The organism is Fibrobacter sp. UWB13, from assembly GCF_900177805.1.
In the GTDB taxonomy this organism is placed as follows: Bacteria; Fibrobacterota; Fibrobacteria; order Fibrobacterales; family Fibrobacteraceae; genus Fibrobacter.
In genome coordinates, this window is sequence record NZ_FXAX01000001.1 from 1,145,877 (window position 1) to 1,160,034 (window position 14,158).

Annotated in this window: 15 protein-coding genes; 2 read left to right on the top strand and 13 right to left on the bottom strand. The window is 50.0% G+C overall.

Features of this window, described 5'->3' with window-relative positions:
• Positions 1-141: 141 nt before the first annotated feature.
• Entirely contained in the window at positions 142-732 is a 591-nt protein-coding gene (locus B9Y77_RS04810; protein ID WP_014547160.1) for an inorganic diphosphatase, read from the bottom strand.
• Positions 733-851: 119 nt separating this feature from the next.
• Positions 852-2,135 (bottom strand): BamA/TamA family outer membrane protein, encoded by a 1,284-nt coding sequence (locus B9Y77_RS04815; RefSeq protein WP_085490678.1) that lies wholly within the window; start codon positions 2,133-2,135, stop codon positions 852-854.
• A gap of 86 nt (positions 2,136-2,221) precedes the next feature.
• Between B9Y77_RS04815 and B9Y77_RS04820 the strand changes: the two genes are divergently transcribed.
• Together B9Y77_RS04820 and B9Y77_RS04825 are read left to right on the top strand one after the other, a co-directional pair.
• Positions 2,222-2,686, top strand: a complete 465-nt coding sequence (locus tag B9Y77_RS04820; protein ID WP_073422931.1) for a hypothetical protein — start codon at positions 2,222-2,224, stop codon at positions 2,684-2,686.
• An 84-nt stretch (positions 2,687-2,770) separates the two neighbouring features.
• On the top strand, positions 2,771-5,383 hold the full coding sequence (locus B9Y77_RS04825) for an ATP-dependent helicase C-terminal domain-containing protein (RefSeq protein ID WP_085490679.1): 2,613 nt from the start codon (positions 2,771-2,773) through the stop codon (positions 5,381-5,383).
• A 184-nt stretch (positions 5,384-5,567) separates the two neighbouring features.
• On the opposite strand, the gene B9Y77_RS04830 is transcribed toward B9Y77_RS04825, so the two are convergent.
• Genes B9Y77_RS04830 through gatC form a run of 11 tightly spaced genes read right to left on the bottom strand, consistent with a single transcriptional unit; the run spans position 5,568 to position 14,063 of the window.
• Positions 5,568-7,145, bottom strand: a complete 1,578-nt coding sequence (locus B9Y77_RS04830; RefSeq protein ID WP_085490680.1) for a choice-of-anchor I family protein — start codon at positions 7,143-7,145, stop codon at positions 5,568-5,570.
• A gap of 33 nt (positions 7,146-7,178) precedes the next feature.
• The gene (locus tag B9Y77_RS04835) at positions 7,179-7,637 is read right to left on the bottom strand and encodes a hypothetical protein (RefSeq protein WP_085490681.1); all 459 of its coding nucleotides are present in this window, start codon (positions 7,635-7,637) and stop codon (positions 7,179-7,181) included.
• Positions 7,638-7,647: 10 nt separating this feature from the next.
• On the bottom strand, positions 7,648-8,607 hold the full coding sequence (locus B9Y77_RS04840) for an adenosine kinase (RefSeq protein WP_085490682.1): 960 nt from the start codon (positions 8,605-8,607) through the stop codon (positions 7,648-7,650).
• On the bottom strand, positions 8,607-9,500 hold the full coding sequence (locus tag B9Y77_RS04845; RefSeq protein WP_085490683.1) for a rhomboid family protein: 894 nt from the start codon (positions 9,498-9,500) through the stop codon (positions 8,607-8,609). Before B9Y77_RS04845 ends, B9Y77_RS04840 begins: the two co-directional genes overlap by 1 nt.
• Positions 9,487-10,068, bottom strand: coding sequence for a pantetheine-phosphate adenylyltransferase (gene coaD / locus B9Y77_RS04850; protein WP_085490684.1), 582 nt, complete (start codon positions 10,066-10,068; stop codon positions 9,487-9,489). Before coaD ends, B9Y77_RS04845 begins: the two co-directional genes overlap by 14 nt.
• Positions 10,069-10,087: 19 nt before the next feature.
• The gene (gene rsmD / locus B9Y77_RS04855; RefSeq protein ID WP_085490685.1) at positions 10,088-10,630 is read right to left on the bottom strand and encodes a 16S rRNA (guanine(966)-N(2))-methyltransferase RsmD; all 543 of its coding nucleotides are present in this window, start codon (positions 10,628-10,630) and stop codon (positions 10,088-10,090) included.
• Position 10,631: 1 nt separating this feature from the next.
• Positions 10,632-11,621: a hypothetical protein gene (locus tag B9Y77_RS04860; RefSeq protein ID WP_085490686.1), complete on the bottom strand. Its 990-nt coding sequence runs from the start codon at positions 11,619-11,621 to the stop codon at positions 10,632-10,634.
• Positions 11,618-12,529, bottom strand: coding sequence for a type IV pilus biogenesis protein PilM (locus B9Y77_RS04865; RefSeq protein WP_073422948.1), 912 nt, complete (start codon positions 12,527-12,529; stop codon positions 11,618-11,620). Before B9Y77_RS04865 ends, B9Y77_RS04860 begins: the two co-directional genes overlap by 4 nt.
• Before the next feature lie 33 nt (positions 12,530-12,562).
• The gene (locus B9Y77_RS04870) at positions 12,563-13,036 is read right to left on the bottom strand and encodes a ComEA family DNA-binding protein (protein WP_085490687.1); all 474 of its coding nucleotides are present in this window, start codon (positions 13,034-13,036) and stop codon (positions 12,563-12,565) included.
• Complete coding sequence (locus B9Y77_RS04875) at positions 13,023-13,775, bottom strand: 3-deoxy-manno-octulosonate cytidylyltransferase (protein ID WP_085490688.1); 753 nt, start codon at positions 13,773-13,775, stop codon at positions 13,023-13,025. Before B9Y77_RS04875 ends, B9Y77_RS04870 begins: the two co-directional genes overlap by 14 nt.
• A 6-nt stretch (positions 13,776-13,781) precedes the next feature.
• On the bottom strand, positions 13,782-14,063 hold the full coding sequence (gene gatC / locus B9Y77_RS04880; protein WP_073422954.1) for an Asp-tRNA(Asn)/Glu-tRNA(Gln) amidotransferase subunit GatC: 282 nt from the start codon (positions 14,061-14,063) through the stop codon (positions 13,782-13,784).
• Positions 14,064-14,158 lie beyond the last annotated feature (95 nt).

The following is a 14,158-nucleotide window of genomic DNA, read 5'->3' on the forward strand; positions in this document are numbered from 1 at the left end:
ATAATTTAATTGTTACAACAAAAATAATATATTAAATATTTTGTAACAAAACCAACAAATTCTAAAAAAAATGGCCTCGCCCTCAAGGGCAAGACCATAGACAAATTTTATAACCCGCGACGCTAACCGCAGCTCTCGCTACTAAATGAGTTCTTCGGCAGTTATCTTTTCGTCGTGTTCGGGTTCCTGATAGCAAGATTCTGGCACCTGGACCTGGTTCTGAAAGTAAGCCTTGTGTGCAGCAATCACCTTTTCACGAGCAAAAGCGGCATCCTTCCATTCACCAATTTGTACGTCCTTGCCTTCCAGTTCCTTGTAGTTCTGGAAGAAGTTCTTCGTAATGCGGAGGAACATCTGGTCCACGTCAGTAATGTCGCAGAACGGACGCGGGTTGAACACCGGCACGCCCAGAACCTTGTAGTCCTTCTTGCCACCGTCGGTCATATCAAGCGCACCGATCACACGGCAAGTGCAAACCGTACCCGTAATCATGGATGCCGGGCTGTAAATGAGCATGTCCAAAGCGTCACCATCGTCAGCCTTGGTGCTCGGGATAAAACCATACGTGCAAGGATAGCTCATAGAGCTCAAGAGGCAACGGTCAAGACGGAACACATGCAGGCGTTCGTCGTATTCATACTTCAAGTTCGTGTCTTTGCCGATTTCCACGACGCAATCCACTTCGTAAGGATACTTGCGTCCAATAGGAAGATCCAAATAATTAATAGCCATTTATTCTCCGTCGGCCCACTTTGAGCCTCATTATCTTTTTATTACAAATATAATCCCTAATTTAGTATTTATTCGGAAATTGTAAAGTCTTTTTTTACCAAAGTATATTCAAAACCGAATTACCTGCTCCGCCAGCGCTGCGTTGTCGTCTTGCCCAAGATACCCCAACTAAACTTCGGTTTTCCCGTATCGGGGCTGTAGCCAACTTCAAAACGGATTCGGTCAAGCGCAGGGATCACGATATGCAAACCACCATAGACAGCCCCTTCGTAATTTTTCCAACCAGGAGCCCCCTTGTCCCAAAGCACGCTTGCATCAAAACCTGCCACCAGCTGGATTCCGTAAAAGAAGTTAATTCCCCACAGCGATGCCGAACGGCGTTCCAATAGCACAAAACGCTCTTCAAGATTCAAGAGCATTTCATGAACGCCCAAATGCTCCGCATCCGGACTGTTAAGACCACGGAAAGAGTTCGTACCGCCATGATAGAAATAATCATAGCGCTTTACATCGCCCGGACGCAAACGAACAAGCGCAGTTGCTCCCGTGACAAATCGCCCGATCGAATAGTAAGCGCGAGCATCTTCCAAGAATTCGACAAAATTTTCGCCGCGCTTTCCGCCAACGCCCACATGCGTCACATCGCTTTCAAAATAAATTCCCTTGCGAGTATCGAGTTCGCTATCGCGGTAGTCCACAGCAAAGCCAAGCCCAAATTCCGGTAGCACGCCAGGTCCTTTTTCAAGATAGCGATAAGTCAACTTTCCTAAAAGCGAATAATGCGGAACAAATTTCCAATTCAAGTCCAAACTCAACAACCAACTCGCGTCCCTGAATTCACGGAGATCGTCCCAGCTATCGGTTCGCGTAAAATCAATATTCCAACCAAGCGGGATGCCAAACAAATATGGCGAACTCGCGTAAAAGGCATACTCGTTATTTTCAAAGAACGGATCGATAGCCGTGCGGTAGTGCACTTCGGCACGAATGTCTTCGCCAAGCACATTCAGGTTCGCAAGCGCAAGTCCAAGCATAAGACCATCGCGGTCAGTTGTCTTGCTATCCGGCGATGGGATCCAACGGAAGATTTCTTTGAAATTATAAACGACGTTTCCACCTTTACAAGAAACGTAAATATCCGTAAAGAGGTCCAGGTCTTGCAGGCGAAGCTTTTCCGACTCAAAAGTCTTCTGCGAAAATTCGCCCCCAACCTTGTGCGTGAGTTCGCGCCACACCACACGAGGCTTAGTATGTTCCAAGCCTTCAAACTCAATCGATTCGATTTTTGCACCATCGCTACACTGGTCAGAATCGACACGCAGCGAATCCGACTCTGCAGCGTTTGCAGATACAAAAGCGGAAACGACTCCCGCTAACAAAAAAGTCTTCACAAAAAATTTCACGAATCAAAGATACAAAAGGCATTCGCTAGCGTTTTTTGCGAAGCTCACAAAAATTGCTATATTTGAGGCACCAAATTGAGGTGATTATGTTAGACTTTTTAGCAAACAACTGGCCCTACCTGATTATTCTGGTCGTGGTCGTCGCTTTATTTTTTGTTATCCGTGGTGCGCTCAAGGGCCTGAAAGCCAGAAGCCCGTTCAACATGGAAAACATCCGCAAGAGCACCGAACCGAACTTCCTCGCTCTCCAGCAGAAGTCCAAGGCATTGCTCGCCGACGCCGACATGATTTGCGAAATCAAGCCGGGCAGCGATCAGGTGATTCCGAAGAAAGAAGATGTGAAGTTTTTCCGTCGCGCTGTTTCGCAGAAGTTTAAACTCGCTGTGTTCCAGGTTCCGGGTACAAACAAGGTCGTGTTCTTCTTCTGCAAGACCGAAGCAGGCATCAAGAGGAGACTCCAGAACTTGGTCATCAACCAGAAGTTCCGCGAAGGAAAGCCGCCTTACATGGATGTCGCTACTGGTGAAAAGCTGAGATACCCGAAGGCTTAGGATCCAGTTAATTCTTCTTTTATATTACCCCGGTCAATGCGCCGGGGTCAACTTTTTTAAAGAGACCTAAAGAGAACATCTACAATGCGCACGTACAAAGATTTAGCCATTGCCGAAGAAGAACAAAAGCTCGTAGACGCCGTCAACAAGACGAACAACTTGCTCGTCGAAGCGCCCACCGGTAGCGGTAAGTCTTTGTACATCCCATGGTTCTTGAGCAATCACTTCAGTGGTCGCATTGTCGTATTGCAACCGAGACGCATTGCAGCACTCGCCCTCGCGCAATACTCCGCAAAGCTTCACAACGAACCTTGCGGAAAGACGGTCGGTTACCAGTTCCGCCAAGACAGTTGCAAATCCAGCGCTACGCGAATTTTGTTCCAAACGTACGGTAACTTTTTACAGGAACTTCTGCACGGCAAGATGAACGCGGAATGGGTCATCTTCGACGAATACCACGAACGCAAAGCCGACATGGACTTGCTCTTTGCGTACTTGCTCAAATTGCAAGCCGCAAGCCAAGCATCAGGTCGTGAAAGTATCAAAGCACCGAGAATCGCCGTCATGAGTGCAAAGCTCAACCGCGAAGAAATGGAACAAGCGCTCGGCGTCAAATGTCTAGAACTCGGACATCCGCTTTATCCCGTGCAAATTCTTCACCAGAAACCCGCCGCAGGCGTAAACATCAGCGCAGGTCAGGGAATCGAAAGTGAAGTTGTCCGTGCATTGCGCACGTTGTACCGCAATAACGTATGGCAAACAACGCTCGTATTCTTGCCGGGTAAAGCAGAAATTGCCAAAAGCCACACCGCCGCGAGCGAAGCTCTGGGCGACAACGTCGCCGAGTTCCTTGAACTCTACGGCGGTCAAGACCGCGAAACGCAAGACCGCATTTTTGAAGAAACAGAACGCCCACGCGTCATCTTTACAACCAACATTGCAGAAACGTCTATCACAGTTCCAAATGTGACAGGCGTTGTTGATAGCGGCATTGAGCGAGTCAGCGAATATGACGATAGCGAAAAAGTAAACGTCCTCCGTACGCTCCCGATTTCGTTGCAGAACGCCATCCAGCGCAGCGGCCGTAGCGGTCGTACACAAAACGGTTGCGCCATCCGCCTCTGGACGGAAGATGCCGAAAAACACATGCCACAAGGCATCGTGCCCGAAGTCTTGCAAATCGAACCCTCGGAACTTTTATTGCAAAAGGCTGCACTTGAAGATTCATGGGCCCTATCGCCTAACGGCTCCAGGGTGACAATTGATGATGACGTCATTGCGAGCCCCAAAGGGGCGAAGCAATCTCAAATAAAACTGCCCACGGCGATTCCAGAAGCGCGCGAAAGAGTCGCCACATCGATGCTCAATAACTTCGGCATGTTGCAAGACGGTCACATCACGGAACTCGGCAAGCGAGCCATTCAAACACCGATTTCAAGCATTCCGCTCGCATTGATTTTAGCGAAAGCAACAAGCGCCGCAGACCTCCCCGACTTGCTCCTCGCCGCCATGGCCTGGATCCATTCCGGCACAGAATTTGTACAGAAATCAAAAAATACACTCAACTTGTTCACGCTCGCAAGCGATACGCTTTCTAAAGCCATCAACGTTCCACGAGAAGTTTCGTTCTCGCTAAAGCAGCTCCGCGACTTCCGCGACTCATTAAAGGAGATGCCCGTTTACTCTCCGTCCTCACATTTCATAGCGCAGCAACTTCTCGCCGCATTCCCAGATGCACTCGCCACTCCAAGCGGTAACGTTTACAAGTTGAGCAACGGCAACACAATCCGTTTGCAAGTTTCAGAGCCGCCATATGCATTGCTCGCGCTCTCTATGCTCCGCACGGGTGGCGGCAGCAAATCAGAACTGCACGTAAGCCTTTACGCTCCAGTGCCCAAAGAATTGCTCGGCGGCGAAAGCGAAAACATTCGCTATGAACTGTTATGGCGTAGCGGTCAAGAACGCTTTATCGGTGTCGAGATTCATGAAAGCGAAAGCCCCAACGGCGACGTTCGCGAAACAAGCCGCAAAGAAATCCTCCCGCAAGAAACCTCGCCCAAAGTCCTCGAAAAGCTCAAAGAGCTCACCGCCGAAGCTTGGCGCGACAAGCTCGAAAAAGAAAACTGGACCGGTCGTTACCTCACCGAGAACATCCAGACGCTCCTCATCAAGATGCGTCTTGCAGCAAAGCTTTACCCGGAATACGGCCTCCCCGAATTCAATGACGAGGATATGGAACTTATTCTAAACGAGCTTACGGACGGCATATTCCTTTTGCGCGACATCAACGAAGACCGTTACCGTAACATTGTCGAAGATTACTTCGGCAAGTCCATGCTTGCATGGTTGCAAAAAACGTTCCCCGATCATTACGTATTGCCCAACGGCAAGCGCGCCCGCTACAGCTATCAAGAAGTCGCCACCGCCGATGAACAGAGCAGCGGCAAGATTGTGCAAAGTGCAGACGGCGTTCTTGTCGAGATATCCGCACGCATCGAAGACTTTATGCAGCTCCGCGGCGAGCACAAAATCGCAGATGGCAAGCTCAAAGTACGTTACGACATTCTCGCACCAAACTTCCGCACGATTCAAAAGACATGGGATCTCACAAGTTTTTGGCAAAACACCTACGCCGAAGTTCGCAAAGAACTCCGCGGACGCTATCCAAAGCACCCGTGGCCTGAAAAAATCATGTAATTTCATTACATGAAAAAAAAGTTTTTTTGAAAAGCATGCGGGCGGGGCCCCAGCTCAGAGTTGCGAAGGCCGCACGGGCCCCTCCCTGCACCCTCCCCATCCTTGGCCGACGCTTTTTGTAATACAAGACGCTAATCTATTTAATAATATTAAAGCACCTAAAATTTACTGTAACACTAAGAAGTTACTTCACACTATACACAGCGAGAGTTTTGCTGTACTCGTAGCCTACAACTAAAAGCGGTTCACCATTCGGGCTCTTTTCAGCAGGGATAAACAAGATGCCTTCAGGGCCGCGATCTTTCGGGTCTAAATAGAAATCTTCCAGTTTCGGAGCATTCCCGCTCTCGATTCCCGTAATGTCAAACACGGCAACGCCACTCGTGCGTTCCAGGCCAACAAAAGCATAGCGCTTATCGCCCACAATACCCGTCGTCACGTTTTCCGGTTCGCAGCCCTTGTCTTCACTGCGGGCATCCATTTTGACCTTGCCCTTCTTGGAATTCCAGTTAAAGTAATCAGGCGCCATCTGAGCCATCGTCTGTTCAAAAGCGTCGCCAGAATCCCACATCAGGTGCCCCGTTTCGCCATCGAAAATGCTAATCGAGCGCGTTCCAAAGCTATACATGTAAGGGCATCTGCCATTCTCCGTCTTATCCGGAGCCACATTGCAGCGTTCCAAATTGCTCACAGAAATGTTCTTCACCTCTTCGAGCATTTCGGTCGTAAACACGCTAGGATCCAGCAAGCCATTCTGAGCCAGCATCATCGGAGTCGTCACATCCGTCCAAGCCTTGTAATCATTGACCGGAGCACCTTCATTCGCCGTAAGCACAAACGTCTTTCCGTTCACAGTGAACGCCGAAATTCCATCCGGTTGGCGCAAACCACGCAACGGATAATTCTTGATTTCAATTTGCTTGTTCTTCTTGATGTCCAGACCAAATCCCGGCTTGGAATGATCCACATAACCAAGCGGGAACACATCCAATATTTTCTTCGATTCGACATCAAACTTCACAAGCGCATTGTTCTCTTGCAAGCTCACCCAAGCCATCTTGGAATCTTCGGAGACCGTAATGTATTCCGGCTCAAGCGACTGAACAAAACTCTTCACGCCCGTCTTACGAACGCCCTTTGCCATCAGAGCAAGCGAATCGAGTTCGCCAAATCCGACAACCGTCTTCTGCGGCTTTTTCCAAGCTTTCGCCAAATCAGCAGCACTCGACACATTCACGCCAGCAATCGACAAAACACCAATGCCGCCTTCCGGGTCTTCCACAAAATTTTCATCCGGAGAGCCTTCGCATGCCACGAGCAAATTCTTTCCATCCGGAGTAAACGTAATCATGTCAGGCATGTAGCACAGTTCATGTTTACCAAGAACTTCAAGTTTCTTGTTGTAGCGCATGACCTGCACATGTCCCATTTTCCATTCGGGGTTGTTCAAAAGACTTACCGCTACGAGGTCACCATTGACCGTCACGCTAGAGGCGCCACCCGGCAACTTGACTTCACTTATCTTTTGGGGCTTTGCGGGGTCTGCCATATCGACCACTTCCAAAACATTTTCGCCGCCAACCACGAACAGCACTTTCTTTTCGGGCATGTACGCCGAAATTTCAGCCGTCGTCATCGGAATGGAAGCAATCTGCTTCAGTATCGAACGCAAATGGAACGGTCCTGCCGGCACATCCGATTTTTTAGCAAACGAAAAGCCCGCGCACATAAGCAGGCTCATGACGAAAGCGGTTCTTTTCATTTCAACTCCCCGCGGCGGTGCCGCGACTAAAAATTAATCAAGAATCAACCACATGATAAGCATGCCAAGACCAAAGCTACCAAGCATCGATGCAGACTGCATCATCATGCTGTTCTTTTCATCTTCCTTAGCTTTGGCATCCTTGGCTTTTTGCTTTTCTGCCTGTTCCTGACTTGCCTGCATTGCAACGCTCAATGCCTTGGCACAAGTTTCGTTGTTCTTCTTCAGCGTGTTGTAGCTCTGTTCCCAGTTTTCGCACTTAGCCTTTTCCACTTCGAGATCCGAACGCAGCGATTGCTTTTCTACAGTGCATGCGCTATCGCGAAGTGCCATCACGCTATCACGCACAGCAATTTCTGCGACAAGCTCCGCATTTTCTGCAGCACTACCTGCAGTTTTCGAATCAGCTGCATTTACAGCACTTACCAAAGCAAGCACAAGCAAAGAGCCCCAAGCCCACGACTTCACAAAAGAACGAACAACAGAAACCATATTCCCTCAATTACATCTGGGCGTAAATGCGCTGCCAGCCTTCTTCCGGAATCTGGGCGCCCATCACCTGAACGACTTCGTTCGAAACAATGCTACCGAGCTTGCCCGAGCGTTCCATATTCCAGCCGTTCATGTAGCCATAGAGGAATCCCGATGCCCAGAGGTCACCAGCACCCGTCGTATCAATAGCCTTTGCAGCACCCGCAGACACGCGAGTTACCACGCCATCCTTAGCGATCAAGGCACCGCGCTTGCCAATCTTCACGACCGCGACCTTAGCCTTCTTCGCCAAGACTTCAAGAGCCGCTTCTTCCTTGACACCAGCATAAGCAAAAGCTTCATCTTCGTTAGCGATGATGATATCAATCATCTTTTCTTCGAAGAGTTCATCGAAGAGCTTGCGGCAAGCTTCGACCACGCCGAACGAGCTAAAGTCGAGAGCGGTTTCGACACCGAGGCTACGCGCGAGCGTAAACGACTTCTTGAAGCATTCGCCATTAAATGCACGGTAGCCTTCAGCGTAAAGGAGTCCCACATCGTCATAAAGAGCCGGAGTAAAGTCATCCGAACCGAGGAAGTCCGAAGCGCCAAGGTAAGTCCACATGGAACGCTGGGCATCCGGAGTCACAGCAGAGAAAACGCAACCCGTAGCGACATCGCTCATCCCGAGCTTCGATTCCACGCCGTTATTCTTCAAGTGTTCCTGGAAAAGCTTGCCGAGTTCGTCATCGCCAATCTTCGAAATAAAAGCAGCCTTGCCATGCAAGCGAGAAAGCCCCACCATGGTATTGCAAGTCGAGCCACCCGGCACGCGAATCGGATTGTCAAGAGCGCCGAGGAACTTTTCCATCTGCGGCCAGTCGACCATGTTCATGCCACCCTTCTGTACACCCTGAGCTTGAATCCATTCATCGCTCACGTTAGCCAAAATATCAACAAGGGCAGCGCCCATACCAAGAACTTTCTTCATTAGAATCCTCCGCGACGGCGACGCAACTTGTCACCCGCTTTTAATAAAAATTCACGTTCCGATTCACTCAAGGACTGGAGGCCTTCGCGCTCCACCTTCTTGAGAATTTCATCCATGCGTTTCTGTTCATCTACGTAGAACACTTCACCTTCGAGAACTTCCGGTTCATCGGAACGGCGCGAGTTCGAACGCGCTCCCGAACTACGGTCTCGATTATACTTTTCAGGGTCTCTGGAGAACAAACGGAAAATAGCCGAAAGCGGTGAATTGTAAAGCACCTTCGCTCCGTTCTGGAAAATTGCCATGTAAATAAAACCAGCGACCACACCGCCCAAGTGGGCAAAGTGCGCAATCATGTCGCCCGAATTAGCAAAGAGAATATCAAGCGCAATCATCACCCACATGGCATTCTTGATTCGCATCGGAATGACAAAGAACATGAGGATAACGCGATCCGGGAAAAACTTGTAGTAAGCGACAAAGACACCCATCAAGGCGCCCGACGCACCGATAATCGGATTGTTCGTAAGCCCGAGGACGCACATGAAGAAACTGAACAGCGCCGCAAAAATGCCACAGAAAAAGTACATTGAGACAAAATGACGCGTCCCCATCCATTCCGCGACCTCTGAACCGAACATCCAGAGCATCAGCATGTTGAAGAAGAAATGCATAAAGTCGAAATGGATGAACATGTACGTCACATAGCGCCAAAGCTCCAGCGGAACTCTCGGCATAAAGGCGCCGTAGTAGTTGATGTAATCCGTGAGGCTCCCATAACCAGCCCCTAAATTAACTTCTAGTCCACGCCCAAGAAAAGCGATAATGAATACGACTGCATTCGCAAGCAAAAGCGTCTGCAAAGCCTTGGGCAAATATTTAAATGGCTTCATAATTTTTCCTAAACTCTTTTAAAAGCATGGAGACCATGTTCTTCGGCACATATTTAGAAATTAGCGACTTCTGTTCGGCGGCACTCTTCTCGGCACCACACTTGAGGAGTTCTCGCACAAGCGTACTGCTCACCACAAGATGTTCCTGCGCACTGAGCAAAAGCACCGTCTCGACATCGCCATCACCGTAAATGACCTTGTTGTTCCAGGCGACCGCCTGTTCAGCATCCAAGTCGGCAGAATTGCGGATTCCGCGCACCAGGTAATGCGCGCCCACCGATTTCATAAAATCGACCGTCAGCCCACCATGGACGGCGACCGATACATTCGGGAATTCAGAGACCGCCGCCTCCACCATCGCCTTGCGCGTTTCGGCATCAAACAAGTTTTTCTTACTTGCATTCTGGGCGACAAGTACAATCAGGGAATCAAAGATGCCGGCGGCACGTTTTACAAGGTCAAGGTGACCGACTGTAAACGGATCGAAGGATCCCGCAAACACCGCCACACGGTGTCCGCAGCCTTCCTCCACAACTGATTTTTTCTTTGCTTTAGAATTCCACACCATGTGGTATAATGTACAAAAATCACGCCCTAATAATTATCAGCGACGACTCGCCATAGCGGCGAACTTGCCCCTGAAAATCATCACCCTTAGCCCATTCAGGCAACTTGCGGCTCGGAGCCTCAAAAACAGCCACACCACCAGGGCTCAGCCATTCGATAAACGGTCGCAAGTCCGGGTAATCCATGTCCTTGAACGGCGGATCCGCGTAAATCAAGTCAAAACCGCCATCGGCACAGACAATCTCTTTCTTGAGCGTAAGCACGCTTGTTTCCAGAAGCTTGAGCCTGGAATCCATGCCGACCGACTTGTAGGATTGTTCAATCATCCTCGCCTGCGGACGAGCAAGCTCCACCGCAGTCACACTTGCTGCCCCACGGCTCAACGCCTCAAGCCCCATAATGCCACTGCCGGCAAAAAGGTCCAGCATGCGGAATCCATCGACGCCCTGCAATATGTTAAAGAGAGCTTCCCTCGTGCGGGAAGCTGTCGGACGTGTTTTCATGGTATCCGGGGACTCGATATTGCGTCCCCGCAAAGAACCGCCAGTAATTCGAATCGGCATACTAGCGGAGAACGAACATTTCGACGCGCAAGTTCGTAATCAGGAACTTCTTGGCGTACTTCAAGTCAGCCTTCGGTACACCCATGCGAATCGGGGAATTAGCAAATGCATTCATGAAGTTCAGCAAATCAGCAAAGTCCGAAGTCGTCGACACGTTGTACGCATAGCGTTTGAACACACCGAAGTCTTCAACAACAGGCTTTTCCAAGCCCTTCAGCTGAACCTTGTTCGAAGCGGCAAGATTCTTGAGAGCCTTGACTTCTGCCGGAATTTCTGCAGCAGGGACAAAACCACGCACAGCATCGAGACGCACCTGCGGAACAGAGAACTGCCCAAACACAGCCACTTCGGTAGCCGCTTCAGATGCAATCGGCGACTGGAACTGCTTACTTACAGCTTTAAGTCTATCCATAAGTGTATGCTGCGAAGAAGCCTTCATAGCAACACCGCGCAAGTAATAGTAGTTCGGAGCCTGGTACACGCATTCCGAGAAACCGATATCATCCGGGGCTGCGGTATTGAGGAACGAAAGGAACTGCGGAAAGGAAGTCTTCTGATAAGAAAGCTTCTCGAGCGGCAAATAGCTGCCGTAGCCTGTTCGTTTGTTATTAAACAGGACCTGCGGATTGATTTCGGCAACAATGTCCTTTACAGGCATAGCGGCACGAACACGAGCCACCGCTTCTTGCTGCTTAGCAAGCTCTTCGGCGGTCGGACCGGCAGGGGTCGTCGTGGTTGTCGAACTCTTCTTCGCCCCAATCAAGTTGAGGTAGGAATCCGGGAACACGCCGTCCAAAACAGCCGGGACACCCATCACGCTCAAGTAGCAGCTAAAAGCGACAACGGCAAACAAAGCCGCAACGGCAACCGTCAAATACTTTCTCTTGTAGCGACGTTCCACATCTGCAACGTTCGTCACATGCAAATGCTGGGCAACACTACCGATGGTGGAATTCTTTTCCGCCACCGCAATAAGGTTCATGTGAATCATACACCCTCCATCTGATTGAGAGCGGCGCCAACAGCACCAACACAGCAAATCATGTCAACGGGGTTCACGCTTTCGTCACACGGAAGCTGAGACAAGCCAGTCATCAACGATACCTGGTAATCGCCAAGTTTACTCGTAAGCGCATTCACAAACTGCTCGTTCGAAGCCATCTCACCGCAAAGGCGCACATCAGTCACACCATTGACGGCATTCTCCGTCTGGACAAGTTTCATCTGTTCAACAATCTCGTTCGCAAGAATCGGATAAGCCACGTCTTCGGTCTTACCGACCATCGAAAGCGTCGAGACGCAACGCAAAGCGAGAAGTTCATCGCGGCGCATCCAGGCAAGCGTCACGCCAGCGAAGTCCGCCTTCACCACGCAAACAGCATCCTTGATCTTTTCGCCAACATCCATCACGTTCATGAGCGAAAGCACATCGACTTCCATGGACTTCGGAGAAAGAATGCGGGAACGGAAACCCTTACGCAGAGCTTCGACCCATTCCTTGCGGACCGCCATGATCAGTTCGTTATACCCAAAGGAATCATCGCCACTCAATGTAGTCGAGTCCACGATGTAGGCACTCACATCGGCATTGGTAAACAGTTCCATATACCATTTCAAGTACTGGTCCTTGTTGGCGACAGCCTCTGGCGGTACGTAGACCTTACGGATAATCGACATCGTTGCAGGCATCGTGACAGAAGTCGCCTCGATATCTTTAATCTGGTTTTCGTCCACCCACTGCTGGAGAGTGCTTTCAAAAAGGAAAATATCGTAAATAGGGTTCGTTTCCGTCGGAAGGACAGCCACCTTGACAACCTTCTTTGCAGAAGAATCCACAAGGGCGACCTTCATGGAAGTATCCCCTACCTCAACACCTAGATATAACTTCGTTTCACTCATAAATATGCTTATGTAAAGTTTTATATCCTAAAACTAATCAAAAATTATCAATTGTATCATGTTTTCAAGCTTTTTCTTTCCAATTCCATGCACTTTTTTGAGATCTGAAGGGGCTTTGAACGGTCCAGAGGCGTTTCGGCGCTCTATAATCTTCTCCGCGAGCTTGGGTCCCACCCCCTTTATCGCGCACAAGTCGTCCGCACTCGCCGTATTGATGTTCAGCGGGAACGTGACTTTTTTCTTCGTCTTACGGTGATGCTCGGACAATTTCGGGACGGGATCTGTAAGGGTTATTACTTTGTCGGTATCGTTAAACGGGACCGCACTCGTATCTGCATCAGGAACCGCTGCCGAAGATGCTACCGGAGGCGCATTTGCGACAACTATAGCGTCACCGACTTCGAACGTTTCGATAGACGGGAGTCCCCACGGGAGGTAGCGGACGGTTAAGCCAATGATAAAGAGGAGGATTGCGAGTTTGAGAATTCTTTTTTCAGATGCGTTCATTGCCTTTTATAGAGGGTTCATCTAATAAGGGATATAATAAACGATCTACTAATATATTCTCGACGTGGGCTGCGTCCGCAGGGACGTCCACGGAAATGCTCGGGTAAGCGCTCTGGACAATGCGGATGGGGCGGCGCCCTAAGATTCGCATCTGCTCCAGCGAGCGTTCCAGCTCAATCTTGTTCTGCGTGAGCGACGCAAACTCATCGCGAGCTTCGCGGGAGTATGCGTAAATGCCCTGGTGCTGGAACCAGCGGTTCGCTTCTGCAGGCGGCACAGACCTTGTAAAGTCTACAGCCACACCGTCGCGCACGAGCACTTTCACGACGGTCTTGAGTTCAGCTTCTGCAGGGTTCAACGGGCATGCGACCGTCACCCAGCAGTCGGGGTGTTCCGAGAGGTCTTTCGCGACATCGCGGAGCACGGAAGGTTCAACGAGAGGCTCATCGCCCTGAAGATTCACGACAAGGTCAAGACCAAGCTTTTTGGCGGCCTCCGCCACGCGGTCGGAACCTGTTGCACATTCGCCAGTCATCACGCAGTCAAAGCCAGCCGCCTGGACGACAGCTTCGATTTCAGGACTGTCCGTCGCACAGACAATGCGATCAAAGCAATCCGCAAGGAGCGCGCGTTCCATAGTACGGACAATCATCTCCTTGCCGTTGAGCTTCAGGAGAGGTTTCCCCGGGAATCTGGACGAGCCCATGCGGGCAGGAACGATGCAACTGACCTTGTTCAAGGCGAATTACATCACCTTCGGGATGGCGAAGTGGTCGTTTTCGACAGCCGGAGCGTTAGCAAAAGCCTGTTCGAGCGTAAAGCCCTGCACCGGCACGTCTTCGCGGAGGATGGTAGCGCCGTTTTCGACAGCGGTCATCGGTTCCACGTTCGAAAGGTCCAAAGCCTTCAATGCTTCGAGATGGTCGAGCATCTTGTCCAAGTGACCCTTGATTGCCGGAATATCTTCTTCTGCAATGCTCAAGCGAGACAACTTCGCGAGCTTCAAAACTTCTTCACGTTCAAGCATAAAAAACCTCTTTTTTACAGGATGCAAGATAGAATATTTTAGTAGGAAGTAGGAAGTAGACTGTAGGAAGTGGCTGGTAAACAGCGCCGGAGCAG

What these genes read in the sequence shown, in the direction of transcription:
- B9Y77_RS04810 (WP_014547160.1), bottom strand. Translation starts at nt 732, where the DNA reads ATGGCTATTAATTATTTGGATCTTCCTATTGGACGCAAGTATCCTTAC.
- B9Y77_RS04820 (WP_073422931.1), top strand. Translation starts at nt 2,222, where the DNA reads ATGTTAGACTTTTTAGCAAACAACTGGCCCTACCTGATTATTCTGGTC.
- B9Y77_RS04825 (WP_085490679.1), top strand. Translation starts at nt 2,771, where the DNA reads ATGCGCACGTACAAAGATTTAGCCATTGCCGAAGAAGAACAAAAGCTC.
- B9Y77_RS04830 (WP_085490680.1), bottom strand. Translation starts at nt 7,145, where the DNA reads ATGAAAAGAACCGCTTTCGTCATGAGCCTGCTTATGTGCGCGGGCTTT.
- B9Y77_RS04835 (WP_085490681.1), bottom strand. Translation starts at nt 7,637, where the DNA reads ATGGTTTCTGTTGTTCGTTCTTTTGTGAAGTCGTGGGCTTGGGGCTCT.
- B9Y77_RS04840 (WP_085490682.1), bottom strand. Translation starts at nt 8,607, where the DNA reads ATGAAGAAAGTTCTTGGTATGGGCGCTGCCCTTGTTGATATTTTGGCT.
- B9Y77_RS04845 (WP_085490683.1), bottom strand. Translation starts at nt 9,500, where the DNA reads ATGAAGCCATTTAAATATTTGCCCAAGGCTTTGCAGACGCTTTTGCTT.
- coaD (WP_085490684.1), bottom strand. Translation starts at nt 10,068, where the DNA reads ATGGTGTGGAATTCTAAAGCAAAGAAAAAATCAGTTGTGGAGGAAGGC.
- rsmD (WP_085490685.1), bottom strand. Translation starts at nt 10,630, where the DNA reads ATGCCGATTCGAATTACTGGCGGTTCTTTGCGGGGACGCAATATCGAG.
- B9Y77_RS04860 (WP_085490686.1), bottom strand. Translation starts at nt 11,621, where the DNA reads ATGATTCACATGAACCTTATTGCGGTGGCGGAAAAGAATTCCACCATC.
- B9Y77_RS04865 (WP_073422948.1), bottom strand. Translation starts at nt 12,529, where the DNA reads ATGAGTGAAACGAAGTTATATCTAGGTGTTGAGGTAGGGGATACTTCC.
- B9Y77_RS04870 (WP_085490687.1), bottom strand. Translation starts at nt 13,036, where the DNA reads ATGAACGCATCTGAAAAAAGAATTCTCAAACTCGCAATCCTCCTCTTT.
- gatC (WP_073422954.1), bottom strand. Translation starts at nt 14,063, where the DNA reads ATGCTTGAACGTGAAGAAGTTTTGAAGCTCGCGAAGTTGTCTCGCTTG.